This is a genomic window from Streptomyces sp. NBC_00287 (assembly GCF_036173105.1).
GTDB lineage: Bacteria > Actinomycetota > Actinomycetes > Streptomycetales > Streptomycetaceae > Streptomyces.
Genome location: NZ_CP108053.1, coordinates 4813911 through 4826735 on the forward strand (window position 1 = coordinate 4813911; position 12825 = coordinate 4826735).

Annotated in this window: 8 protein-coding genes and 1 tRNA gene; all 9 read left to right on the plus strand. The window is 67.9% G+C overall.

Annotation, left to right across the window (positions count from 1 at the left end; all coding sequences use genetic code 11):
- The first annotated feature begins 158 nt into the window (after window positions 1-158).
- The 9 genes from dnaA to OHT76_RS22000 all read left to right on the plus strand — a co-directional run bounded on the left by dnaA (window position 159) and on the right by OHT76_RS22000 (window position 12786).
- A complete protein-coding gene (gene dnaA, locus OHT76_RS21960; protein ID WP_328872554.1) occupies window positions 159-2099 on the plus strand; it encodes a chromosomal replication initiator protein DnaA in 1941 nt (646 codons plus the stop codon).
- An 858-nt stretch (window positions 2100-2957) separates the two neighbouring features.
- Window positions 2958-4088, plus strand: a complete 1131-nt coding sequence (dnaN, locus tag OHT76_RS21965; protein WP_328876592.1) for a DNA polymerase III subunit beta — start codon at window positions 2958-2960, stop codon at window positions 4086-4088.
- Between the two features lie 131 nt (window positions 4089-4219).
- The gene (gene gnd / locus OHT76_RS21970) at window positions 4220-5095 is read left to right on the plus strand and encodes a phosphogluconate dehydrogenase (NAD(+)-dependent, decarboxylating) (protein ID WP_328872555.1); all 876 of its coding nucleotides are present in this window, start codon (window positions 4220-4222) and stop codon (window positions 5093-5095) included.
- A 39-nt stretch (window positions 5096-5134) separates the two neighbouring features.
- Entirely contained in the window at window positions 5135-6256 is a 1122-nt protein-coding gene (gene recF / locus OHT76_RS21975; protein ID WP_328872556.1) for a DNA replication/repair protein RecF, read from the plus strand.
- On the plus strand, window positions 6253-6783 hold the full coding sequence (locus OHT76_RS21980; protein ID WP_328872557.1) for a DUF721 domain-containing protein: 531 nt from the start codon (window positions 6253-6255) through the stop codon (window positions 6781-6783). The genes recF and OHT76_RS21980 overlap by 4 nt, the downstream gene beginning before the upstream one ends.
- 376 nt (window positions 6784-7159) lie before the next feature.
- Window positions 7160-9223: a DNA topoisomerase (ATP-hydrolyzing) subunit B gene (gyrB, locus tag OHT76_RS21985; RefSeq protein WP_328872558.1), complete on the plus strand. Its 2064-nt coding sequence runs from the start codon at window positions 7160-7162 to the stop codon at window positions 9221-9223.
- A 42-nt stretch (window positions 9224-9265) separates the two neighbouring features.
- On the plus strand, window positions 9266-11857 hold the full coding sequence (gene gyrA / locus OHT76_RS21990) for a DNA gyrase subunit A (protein WP_328872559.1): 2592 nt from the start codon (window positions 9266-9268) through the stop codon (window positions 11855-11857).
- A gap of 17 nt (window positions 11858-11874) precedes the next feature.
- Window positions 11875-12600 carry a DUF3566 domain-containing protein gene (locus OHT76_RS21995; protein WP_328872560.1) on the plus strand — a complete coding sequence of 242 codons (726 nt, stop codon included), beginning with the start codon at window positions 11875-11877 and terminating at the stop codon, window positions 12598-12600.
- Between the two features lie 112 nt (window positions 12601-12712).
- Window positions 12713-12786 (plus strand) — tRNA-Ile (locus OHT76_RS22000).
- Window positions 12787-12825 lie beyond the last annotated feature (39 nt).

Below are 12825 nucleotides of genomic sequence, written 5' to 3' on the forward strand. Positions count from 1 at the left end.
CACCGGGAGACACTATCCACAGCCTGGGGACAACAACTTGAACCGCACCCGTCGCCCTGACTACCTTGGCTGAACTCCGATTCGCCCGTCCCACCCGATTTGAATCCCGACCCGTCCCACAATCACACGTTCGTGGGACCCGTGAGAGAGCGTGCCCTGTGGCTGACGTACCTGCCGATCTTGCCGCAGTGTGGCCACGAGTACTCGAGCAACTCCTCGGCGAGGGCCGCGGCCAGGGGGTCGAGGCGAAGGACGAGCACTGGATCCGCCGCTGCCAGCCGCTGGCGCTCGTCGCGGACACCGCCCTGCTCGCCGTACCGAACGAGTTTGCGAAGGGCGTACTGGAGGGCCGTCTCGCGCCGATCGTCAGCGAGACCCTGAGCCGCGAGTGCGGCCGCCCGATCCGGATCGCGATCACCGTCGACGACTCCGCGGGCGAGCCCCCGGCCCCGCCGGCACCCCCCGCCCGCCCCCAGCAGCGCTACGAGGAGCCCGAGCTCCCCTCCGGCCAGTACGAGGGCTACGGCCGCCACCGCGGCGCCGACGGCGACGCCTACCCGGCCCGCCCCGACCAGGGCGACCAGCTCCCCACGGCCCGCCCCGCCTACCCCTCCGAGTACCAGCGCCCCGAGCCCGGCGCCTGGCCGCGCCCGCAGCAGGACGAGTACAGCTGGCAGCAGCAGCGTCTGGGCTTCCCCGAGCGCGACCCCTACGCGTCGCCCTCCCAGGACTCCTACGGCCAGGACACCTACGGCCAGCCGCAGCAGGACTACCGCCCGCAGTCGATGGACCGCCCGCCCTACGACGGCCAGCGCTCGGACTACGACGGCCAGCGTTCCGACTACGACAGTCAGCGCCCCGACTACGACAAGCCGCGCGGCGACTACGACCAGGGCCGCTCCGACTACGACCAGCGCGACGCCCGCCGGGACCTCCCCGAGTCGTCGCCCGGCCCCGGTCCGGGCCGACGGCACCGCGGACCGGGCGGCTCCTCGCTGCCCTCCTCCAGCGGTGCCCCGGGTCCCCTGGCCGCGCAGCCCGCGCCGGCGACCGGGCCCGGTGAGCCGACCGCGCGTCTGAACCCGAAGTACCTCTTCGACACCTTCGTCATCGGGGCGTCGAACCGTTTCGCCCACGCGGCCGCGGTCGCCGTCGCCGAGGCCCCCGCGAAGGCGTACAACCCCCTGTTCATCTATGGGGAGTCCGGGCTCGGCAAGACACACCTGCTGCACGCGATCGGCCACTACGCGCGGAGCCTCTACCCCGGCACGCGCGTGCGCTATGTGAGCTCGGAGGAGTTCACCAACGAGTTCATCAACTCCATCCGCGACGGCAAGGGCGACAGCTTCCGCAAGCGGTACCGCGAGATGGACATCCTGCTCGTCGACGACATCCAGTTCCTCGCGGACAAGGAGTCGACGCAGGAGGAGTTCTTCCACACCTTCAATACGCTCCACAACGCCAACAAGCAGATCGTTCTCTCCAGCGACCGGCCGCCCAAGCAGCTGGTCACGCTGGAGGACCGGCTGCGGAACCGTTTCGAGTGGGGACTGATCACCGACGTCCAGCCGCCCGAGCTGGAGACGCGGATCGCGATCCTGCGCAAGAAGGCGGTACAGGAGCAGCTCAACGCCCCGCCGGAGGTACTGGAGTTCATCGCCTCCCGCATCTCGCGCAACATCCGCGAGCTGGAGGGCGCGCTGATCCGGGTGACGGCGTTCGCCTCGCTCAACCGGCAGCCGGTCGACCTGGGCCTGACCGAGATCGTCCTCAAGGACCTGATCCCCGGTGGCGACGACGCGACCCCGGAGATCACCTCGACGGCCATCATGAGCGCGACCGCCGACTACTTCGGTCTCACGGTCGAGGACCTGTGCGGCAGCTCGCGCGGCCGCCAGCTCGTCACCGCCCGCCAGATCGCCATGTACCTGTGCCGCGAGCTGACGGACCTCTCCCTGCCGAAGATCGGCGCGCTCTTCGGCGGCCGCGACCACACCACGGTGATGCACGCGGACCGCAAGATCCGCAATCTGATGGCCGAGCGACGCTCCATCTACAACCAGGTCACCGAGCTCACCAACCGCATCAAGAACGCCTGACAGAGGCAGAGTTACGACACCGAGGGCGCCCTCCGGAGCAGATCCGGGGGGCGCCCTTCGTTGTGCCGGGGTCACCCGGTGTTCGAATAATCGCCGGGTTACGGCCACTCTCCACAGATTCGGGGACTTTCTTCCGTCCACATCCTGGGGACTGCGGAGTTGTCCAGAAAGTGTCCACAGGCTGTGCTGTTGAAAGACCATCAGCCCAGCTCAGCCGCCTGTGGATTCGTGGATGAAGGATCTCCACAGACTGTGGACAGCGAGCTGATCCACAGGGTGTGCATGAAGTTGTCCACCGGCAACCCACAGGCTGAGGCGAGTTGTCCCCAGCGATCCCCAGCTTCTCCACATCACTGTCCACTGTTCGGCAACGCGACGCGCCTTCTCACCGAGTCGAGTGAAAGGCGTCACACGAAGGTGCCGGGTTGGCCTGTGGGAAAGGTGGGTAAACCTGGGGACGGCGCTGGGGAGAACTCGCCTCACCCTGTGCACGGTGTGTGCAGAACTTTCTGTTCTCCACAGATACGCCCGGTTGTCCACTGCCTCCACCCACAGGACCGGTGGACAAAATTCCCGCTCTGAGCTGGGCAAACGTGGTTATCCACGGTTTCCACAGGCCCTACTACTACTCCCAACTAGAGAGAGCTGGGAATCCGTTTCGAAGTGGGTCCTGTGCACAACTCGCTGTCCGGCTCCCGGCTGCCCCTCGTCACGACTTGACCCCGAGAGGCACCTACTGTCAGTGCCGTGCGTCAGACTGTTCCCGGTGTCCTTCCCGTCACAGGGACCGACGACACCGAGACAGACGACGAAGCCAGGCAGGCCGAGAAGCGCCGGCAACAGCAGGAGGCGGCAACAGTGAAGATCCGGGTGGAACGCGACGTACTCGCGGAGGCCGTGGCCTGGGCGGCGCGTAGCCTCCCGGCCCGCCCGCCGGCGCCTGTCCTCGCCGGCCTGCTGCTGAAGGCCGAGGACGGCCAGCTGAGCCTGTCCGGCTTCGACTACGAGGTCTCCGCGCGCGTGTCGGTGGACGCCGAGGTCGAGGAGGAGGGCACGGTCCTCGTCTCCGGCCGGCTGCTCGCCGACATCTGCCGTGCGCTGCCGAACCGTCCGGTGGAGATTTCCACAGACGGTGTACGGGCGAGCGTGGTCTGCGGGTCCTCGCGATTCACACTCCACACCCTGCCTGTGGAGGAGTACCCGGCGCTGCCGCAGATGCCGACGGCGACTGGCACCGTTCCCGGTGAGGTCTTCGCCTCGGCCGCCGCGCAGGTCGCCATCGCCGCGGGCCGTGACGACACGCTGCCGGTGCTGACCGGTGTGCGCATCGAGATCGAGGGCGACCGGGTCACCCTGGCCTCCACCGACCGCTACCGCTTCGCGGTCCGTGAGTTCCTGTGGAAGCCGGAGAACCCGGACGCGTCCGCGGTCGCCCTGGTGCCCGCCAAGACGCTCCTGGACACCGCCAAGGCGCTCACGAGCGGCGACAGCGTGACGCTGGCGCTGTCCGGATCCGGTGCCGGTGAGGGTCTGATCGGTTTCGAGGGCGCCGGTCGTCGTACGACGACGCGTCTGCTGGAGGGCGATCTCCCGAAGTACCGCTCGCTGTTCCCGACGGAGTTCAACTCCATCGCCGTGATCGAGACCGCCCCCTTTGTGGAGGCCGTCAAGCGCGTGGCCCTGGTCGCCGAGCGCAACACTCCTGTGCGGCTGAGCTTCGAGCAGGGCGTGCTGATCCTGGAGGCCGGTTCCAGCGACGATGCACAGGCTGTGGAGCGGGTCGACGCCCAGCTGGAGGGCGACGACGTTTCGATCGCCTTCAACCCGACCTTCCTGCTGGACGGCCTGAGCGCCATCGACTCCCCGGTCGCCCAGCTGTCCTTCACGACGTCCACGAAGCCCGCGCTGCTCAGCGGCAAGCCGGCGCTGGACGCCGAGGCGGACGAGGCCTACAAGTACCTGATCATGCCGGTGCGTCTCAGCGGCTGACCTGGGCCGAGGCCGACCGGGGGTGGGTCATATGAGCGCCTATGCCCACAGTTGTGCGTGAGCGTCCGGGTTTAGGCTCGGACGTGGGTACGAAGGTGCCACTCACGCCACAGCAACCTAAGGAACAACTGATGGAGCTCGGTCTCGTCGGCCTCGGCAAGATGGGCGGCAATATGCGCGAGCGGATCCGCCGCGCAGGCCACACCGTCGTCGGATACGACCGCAACCCGGACCTCGCGGATGTCCACAGCCTGGAAGAGCTTGTGGGCAAGCTCAAGGGCCCGCGCGTGGTCTGGGTCATGGTCCCGGCGGGTGCCGCCACCCAGTCGACCGTCGACGAGCTCGCCGAGCTCCTGGAGCCCGGTGACGTCGTCGTGGACGGCGGGAACTCCCGCTGGACGGACGACGAGAAGCACGCCGAGGAGCTGGCAGCCAAGGGCATCGGCTTCGTGGACTGCGGTGTCTCCGGCGGCGTCTGGGGCCTGGAGAACGGCTACGCGCTGATGTACGGCGGCGACGCGGAGAACGTCGCCAAGGTGCAGCCGGTCTTCGACGCGCTCAAGCCCGAGGGCGACTTCGGCTCGGTGCACGCCGGCAAGGTCGGCGCGGGGCACTTCGCGAAGATGGTCCACAACGGCATCGAGTACGCCATGATGCAGGCCTACGCCGAGGGCTGGGAGCTGCTGGAGAAGGTCGACTCCGTGACGGACGTCCGGGAGGTCTTCCGCTCCTGGCAGGAGGGCACGGTCATCCGTTCCTGGCTGCTGGACCTGGCCGTGAACGCCCTCGACGAGGACGAGCACCTGGAGAAGCTGCGCGGTTATGCACAGGACTCCGGCGAGGGCCGCTGGACTGTGGAAGCCGCCATCGACAACGCCGTGCCGCTGCCCGCGATCACGGCCTCCCTGTTCGCGCGGTTCGCCTCGCGTCAGGAGGACTCTCCGCAGATGAAGATGATCGCGGCGCTGCGGAACCAGTTCGGCGGCCACGCGGTCGAGACGAAGTAACCAGCGAGAACAAGCACCGGGGGAGGTCGGCGCACCACCATGCACGTCACGCATCTGTCGCTCGCCGACTTCCGCTCGTACGCCCGGGTCGAAGTTCCGCTCGACCCGGGCGTCACCGCCTTCGTGGGCCCCAATGGTCAGGGCAAGACGAATCTCGTCGAGGCCGTCGGCTATCTCGCCACCCTCGGCAGCCACCGAGTCGCCTCCGATGCCCCCCTGGTGCGCATGGGAGCGGACCGGGCGATCATCCGGGCGCAGATCAAGCAGGGCGAGCGGCAGCAGCTGGTCGAGCTCGAGCTGAACCCCGGCAAGTCGAACCGCGCCCGGATCAACAGGTCCTCGCAGGTCAGGCCGCGGGACATCCTTGGCATCGTGCGGACGGTGCTGTTCGCGCCGGAGGATCTGGCCCTCGTGAAGGGCGACCCCGGTGAGCGCCGCCGATTCCTGGACGAGCTGATCACCGCGCGCTCCCCGCGTATGGCGGGCGTGCGCTCCGACTACGACCGGGTTCTCAAGCAGCGCAACACCCTGCTGAAGTCGGCCGCGCTCGCGCGACGGCACGGCGGTCGTTCGATGGACCTGTCCACTCTCGACGTCTGGGACCAGCACCTCGCGCGCGCGGGCGCCGAACTGCTCGCCCAGCGCATGGACCTGATCGCCGCGATCCAGCCGCTGGCGGACAAGGCGTACGAGCAACTGGCGCCCGGCGGCGGCCCGCTGGCGCTGGAGTACAAGCCCTCCGCGCCCGGTGAGGCACACACGCGTGAGGATCTGTACGGGCAGTTGATGGCCACGCTCGCGGACGCCCGCAAGCAGGAGATCGAGCGGGGCGTCACCCTCGTAGGACCGCATCGGGACGATCTGCAGCTCAAGCTGGGGCAGTTGCCCGCCAAGGGGTACGCCTCGCACGGCGAGTCCTGGTCCTATGCGCTGGCGCTGAGGCTTGCCTCGTACGACCTGTTGCGGGCCGAGGGCAATGAACCGGTGCTCGTGCTCGACGATGTCTTCGCCGAGTTGGACACGCGTCGCCGGGAGCGTCTTGCCGAGCTGGTCGCGCCCGGGGAGCAGGTGCTGGTGACGGCGGCGGTCGACGACGATGTGCCGCACGTACTGACAGGGGCGCGGTACACGGTGTCCGAGGGGACGGTGGAGCGCGTATGACTGCCGAGGAACCCAAGAAGGCCCCCGAGCCGTCCGGTGTCGACCTCGCGCGCGTGGCGTTGCGCGCGGCGAAGGAACAGGCACGCGCGCGGGGGGACGCGGCGCAGCAGAAGAAGCAGGCCCGGCGCGGCGGCGGTCTGCGCTCCGGCGCGCACTCCGACGGCCGCGACCCGATGGCGCTGGGCGCCGCCATCAACCGGCTGATCACCGAGCGCGGCTGGGAGACGCCGGCCGCGGTGGGCGGCGTGATGGGCCGCTGGCCGCAGATCGTGGGGCCGGATCTGGCGAACCACTGTGTGCCGCAGACCTACGACGAGGACGAGCGGGTGCTGGTCGTGCAGTGCGATTCCACGGCCTGGGCCACTCAGCTGCGCCATCTCGCGCCCACGCTGGTCGCCCGTCTCAACGAGGACCTGGGGCACGGCACCGTGCGGATGATCAAGGTGCTCAACCCCGGCGGCCCCGCCCGTCGCTACGGCCCCCTGCGGGCCCCGGGGAGCACCGGACCCGGCGACACCTACGGGTGACGTACGTCACGTATCAGTGGGTCGGCGTCGGCCGCGTCGTACATCTGCACGCGGTTGCGGATCCCCTTGCGCGGTCGACCTGACTCCCAAGTAGCAAAGGGTTGACACTCCGAAGCGCTGAGTGCCTCTGTGAGCCTCTTGGAGCCCCGCTCCGCATATGGGGAGTCGGGAGACGCCGGTTCAGGGCGGCACATGCGGACTCAGGTACCGGCAAACCCCCATCACTGTCGGCGCTACCGGTAGACTGGAAGCTAATCCCGCCCCATCCGTGGGGACCGTCGGGACACGCTGAGCAACGCTGATCAAGGCTTACCAACGCAACATGCCGCAGCCGCTCCGGCAACCCTCCCCCAGAGGGGGTCTCAGAGCCTGGCTTGTGCTGTGCCAGAAAGGGCGCTTCGTGGCCGATTCCGGCAACCCCAACGAGAACATCCCGTCCACCGACGCCGCTGCGAACGGCGAGGTCACCGCCTCGTACGACGCAAGCGCCATCACCGTCCTCGAGGGTTTGGACGCGGTCCGCAAGCGACCCGGTATGTACATCGGCTCGACCGGCGAGCGCGGACTGCACCACCTCGTGTACGAGGTGGTCGACAACTCCGTCGACGAGGCACTGGCCGGCCACGCGGACACCATCGAGGTGACGATCCTCGCCGACGGCGGCGTGCGTGTCGTCGACAACGGCCGTGGCATCCCGGTGGGCATCGTCCCCTCCGAGGGCAAGCCGGCCCTTGAGGTCGTGCTGACCGTGCTGCACGCGGGCGGCAAGTTCGGCGGGGGCGGCTACGCGGTCTCCGGTGGTCTGCACGGCGTGGGCGTCTCCGTGGTGAACGCGCTGTCGTCGAAGGTCGCCGTCGAGGTCCGCACCGACGGCCACCGCTGGACGCAGGACTACAAGATGGGCGTCCCCACGGCACCGCTCGCCCAGCACGAAGCCACCGCGGAGACCGGCACCTCGGTCACCTTCTGGGCCGACAGCGACATCTTCGAGACCACGGACTACTCCTTCGAGACGCTCTCGCGGCGCTTCCAGGAGATGGCGTTCCTCAACAAGGGTTTGACGATCAAACTCACTGATGAGCGCGATTCGGCGAAGGCCACCTCCGGGGCGGACGAGGCCGGTGCGGACGAGACCGCCGAGGTCAAGACGGTCACGTACCACTACGAAGGCGGCATCGTCGACTTCGTGAAGTACCTCAACTCCCGCAAGGGGGACGTGGTGCACCCGTCGGTGATCGACCTCGAGGCCGAGGACAAGGACAAGGCCCTCTCCCTCGAAATCGCCATGCAGTGGAACAGCGGCTACAGCGAGGGCGTGTACTCCTTCGCCAACATCATCCACACGCATGAGGGCGGTACCCACGAAGAGGGCTTCCGTGCGGCGCTGACGAACCTGATCAACAAGTACGCGCGCGACAAGAAGCTGCTTCGCGAGAAGGACGACAACCTCACGGGCGACGACATCCGCGAGGGTCTCACCGCGATCATCTCGGTGAAGCTGAGCGAGCCGCAGTTCGAGGGCCAGACCAAGACCAAGCTGGGCAACACGGAGGCCAAGACCTTCGTCCAGAAGGCGGTCTACGAGCACCTCAACGACTGGCTGGACCGCAACCCGGTGGAGGCCGCGGACATCATTCGCAAGGGCATCCAGGCGGCCACCGCGCGCGTGGCGGCCCGCAAGGCGCGCGATCTGACCCGTCGTAAGGGCCTGCTGGAGTCGGCTTCGCTGCCGGGCAAGCTCTCCGACTGCCAGTCGAACGACCCCACCAAGTGCGAGATCTTCATCGTCGAGGGTGACTCCGCCGGCGGCTCGGCCAAGTCCGGCCGCAACCCGCAGTACCAGGCGATCCTCCCGATCCGAGGAAAGATCCTCAACGTCGAGAAGGCGCGGATCGACAAGATCCTGCAGAACCAGGAGATCCAGGCGCTGATCTCGGCCTTCGGTACCGGAGTCCACGAGGACTTCGACATCGAGAAGCTGCGCTACCACAAGATCATCCTGATGGCGGACGCCGACGTCGACGGCCAGCACATCAACACCCTGCTGCTGACCTTCCTGTTCCGCTTCATGCGGCCGCTGGTCGAGGCCGGGCACGTGTTCCTCTCGCGTCCCCCGCTGTACAAGCTCAAGTGGGGCCGGGACGACGTCGAGTACGCGTACTCGGACCGCGAGCGCGACGCGCTGATCGAGATGGGCCGGCAGCGCGGAAAGCGCGTCCGGGAGGACTCGATCCAGCGCTTCAAGGGTCTCGGCGAGATGAACGCCGAGGAGCTGCGCATCACCACGATGGACCAGGAGCACCGCGTCCTCGGCCAGGTCACCCTCGACGACGCCGCCCAGGCCGACGACCTGTTCTCGGTCCTGATGGGCGAGGACGTCGAGGCCCGCCGCCAGTTCATCCAGCGCAACGCCAAGGACGTCCGCTTCCTCGACATCTGAGTCGGTCTCAGCTGACCGCACCAGGAAGGATCTTCACCAGCAATGGCCGACGAAAGCACCCCTGTCACCCCTGAAGAGGGCGGCGTCATCGCCCAGCGTGTCGAGCCCGTCGGGCTCGAAACGGAGATGCAGCGCTCGTACCTCGACTATGCGATGTCCGTCATCGTCTCGCGTGCGCTGCCGGACGTCCGGGACGGCCTCAAGCCCGTCCACCGCCGTGTGCTGTACGCCATGTACGACGGCGGCTACCGCCCCGAGCGCGGCTTCTACAAGTGCGCCCGTGTCGTCGGCGACGTCATGGGCAACTACCACCCGCACGGCGACTCCTCGATCTACGACGCCTTGGTGCGCCTCGCGCAGTCGTGGTCGATGCGGATGCCGCTGGTGGACTCCAACGGCAACTTCGGCTCTCCGGGCAACGACCCGGCGGCGGCCATGCGCTACACCGAGTGCAAGATGGCGCCGCTGTCGATGGAGATGGTCCGTGACATCGACGAGGAGACCGTCGACTTCACGGACAACTACGACGGCCGCTCCCAGGAGCCGACCGTCCTGCCGGCCCGCTTCCCGAACCTGCTGATCAACGGCTCGGCCGGTATCGCGGTCGGTATGGCGACCAACATTCCGCCGCACAACCTGCGCGAGGTCGCGGCCGGTGCCCAGTGGTACCTGGAGAACCCGGAGGCCTCGCACGAGGAGCTCCTGGACGCGCTGATCGAGCGCGTCAAGGGTCCGGACTTCCCGACCGGCGCGCTCGTCGTGGGCCGCAAGGGCATCGAGGAGGCGTACCGCACGGGCCGCGGCTCGATCACCATGCGCGCGGTCGTCGAGGTCGAGGAGATCCAGAACCGCCAGTGCCTGGTGGTCACGGAGCTGCCGTACCAGACCAACCCCGACAACCTCGCGCAGAAGATCGCCGACCTGGTGAAGGACGGCAAGGTCGGCGGTATCGCGGACGTCCGGGACGAGTCCAGCTCGCGCACCGGTCAGCGTCTGGTCATCGTGCTGAAGAGGGACGCGGTCGCCAAGGTCGTACTGAACAACCTCTACAAGCACACCGACCTGCAGACGAATTTCGGCGCCAACATGCTGGCGCTGGTCGACGGCGTCCCGCGCACGCTGTCGCTCGACGCGTTCATCCGCCACTGGGTGACGCACCAGATCGAGGTCATCGTCCGCCGTACGAAGTTCCGGCTGCGCAAGGCCGAGGAGCGGGCGCACATCCTGCGCGGTCTGCTGAAGGCCCTGGACGCCATCGACGAGGTCATCGCGCTGATCCGGCGCAGCGACACCGTCGACATCGCGCGCACGGGCCTGATGGAGCTCCTGGAGATCGACGAGATCCAGGCCAACGCCATCCTCGAGATGCAGCTGCGCCGACTGGCCGCCCTGGAGCGCCAGAAGATCATCCAGGAGCACGACGAACTCCAGGCGAAGATCGCCGAGTACACCGAGATCCTGGCCTCGCCGGTCCGCCAGCGCGGCATCGTCAGCGCGGAACTCGCCGCGATCGTCGAGAAGTACGGCGACGACCGCAAGACCATGCTGGTGCCCTACGACGGTGACATGTCCATCGAGGACCTGATCGCCGAGGAGGACATCGTCGTCACGGTCACGCGCGGCGGTTACGTCAAGCGGACCAAGACCGTCGACTACCGGGCGCAGAAGCGCGGCGGCAAGGGCGTACGCGGCACGAAGCTCAAGGAAGACGACATCGTCGACCACTTCTTCGTGTCCACGACCCACCACTGGCTGCTGTTCTTCACCAACAAGGGTCGCGTCTACCGCGCGAAGGCCTACGAGCTCCCCGACGCCGGCCGGGACGCGCGCGGCCAGCACGTGGCGAACCTGCTCGCCTTCCAGCCGGACGAGGCGATCGCCGAGATCCTCGCCATCCGTGACTACGAGGCGGCGCCGTACCTGGTGCTCGCCACGAAGGGCGGTCTGGTGAAGAAGACCTCTCTGAAGGATTACGATTCGCCGCGCTCCGGAGGCGTCATCGCCATCAACCTGCGGGAGCGGGAGGACGGTTCCGACGACGAACTGATCGGAGCTGAGCTCGTTTCGTCCGAGGACGATCTGCTGCTGATCAGCAAGAAGGCGCAGTCGATCAGGTTCACGGCAACGGACGACGCGCTGCGGCCCATGGGCCGTGCCACCTCGGGTGTGAAGGGCATGAGTTTCCGCGAGGGGGACCAGCTGCTCTCGATGAATGTTGTTCGACCCGGTACGTTCGTGTTCACTGCAACCGACGGTGGGTACGCGAAGCGGACTCCCGTCGACGAGTACCGCGTCCAGGGCCGCGGCGGCCTCGGTATCAAGGCCGCCAAGATCGTTGAGGACCGTGGATCGCTCGTCGGCGCGCTGGTGGTCGAGGAGACCGACGAGATCCTCGCCATCACGCTCGGCGGCGGTGTGATTCGTACGCGAGTCAACGAGGTCAGGGAGACGGGCCGTGACACCATGGGCGTTCAACTGATCAATCTGGGCAAGCGCGATGCCGTGGTCGGCATCGCACGTAACGCCGAGGCGGGGCGCGAGGCGGAGGAAGTCGAGGGCGACCTCGACTCCGACTCCGCGGAGGGCGCCGACGTCACCGGCACGGACGAGGGTGAGGCGCCCTCGGCCGAGTAGCACGAGGAGTGAGTCACGTGAGCGGAGCCACGGGCGCCGGATCGGCCGGTACCTCTACGGGTACGGACACGGACGGCGGCGGCCGTGGCTCCGCCGCGCAGACCACCGACTCACCCTCGCCCGACTCTCATGGATCCCAGGGGGGAACTGTGACGGACACCCGAGGCCCGCAGGCCCAGCAGTACGCGGGCGGCCAGGCCCCGGCGGCCCAGCAGCAGCCGGCGCAGCCCGCGCCGTCGGCGTCGCCGCTGCCCGGCGAGCGACAGCCGCAGCCCTCCTCCGGGCCCTACCACCCGCCGCAGGCCTACCCGGCGGCGGCCACCGCGGCGAGCGCGGTCCGCAGGCCGCGCACGGGAGCCCGGACGATGCCGCGCACCCGCAAGGCCCGCCTGCGCGTGGCCAAGGCGGACCCGTGGTCGGTGATGAAGGTCAGCTTCCTGCTCTCCATCGCGCTCGGTATCTGCACCATCGTCGCGTCGGCGGTGCTGTGGATGGTCATGGACGCCATGGGTGTCTTCTCGACGGTCGGCGGCACGATCTCCGAGGCGACGGGATCGAACGAGTCGAACGGCTTTGACCTGCAGTCCTTCCTGTCGCTGCCGAACGTCCTGATGTTCACGTCGATCATCGCGGTCATCGACGTCGTCCTCGCGACGGCCCTCGCCACCCTCGGCGCGTTCATCTACAACCTCTCCGCCGGCTTCGTGGGCGGCGTGGAGCTGACGCTGGCCGAGGACGAGTGAACGCCGTTTCAAACCTCTCCTGACGCCTCCCCGACAACCGATTTTGGGACTGCGCACGTCGTGCGCTAATCTTCAGGAGTCAGCGCGCGGGACACACACCGCAGAGCGCGGCGGGGCTATAGCTCAGTTGGTTAGAGCGCATCCCTGATAAGGATGAGGCCACAGGTTCAAATCCTGTTAGCCCCACAGCATGAAGACCCCCGGTCCAGCAGGACCGGGGGTCTT

Coding starts and splice junctions, on each gene's coding strand:
- gnd (WP_328872555.1), top strand. CDS start 4,220: ATGGAGCTCGGTCTCGTCGGCCTCGGCAAGATGGGCGGCAATATGCGC.
- recF (WP_328872556.1), top strand. CDS start 5,135: ATGCACGTCACGCATCTGTCGCTCGCCGACTTCCGCTCGTACGCCCGG.
- OHT76_RS21980 (WP_328872557.1), top strand. CDS start 6,253: ATGACTGCCGAGGAACCCAAGAAGGCCCCCGAGCCGTCCGGTGTCGAC.
- gyrA (WP_328872559.1), top strand. CDS start 9,266: ATGGCCGACGAAAGCACCCCTGTCACCCCTGAAGAGGGCGGCGTCATC.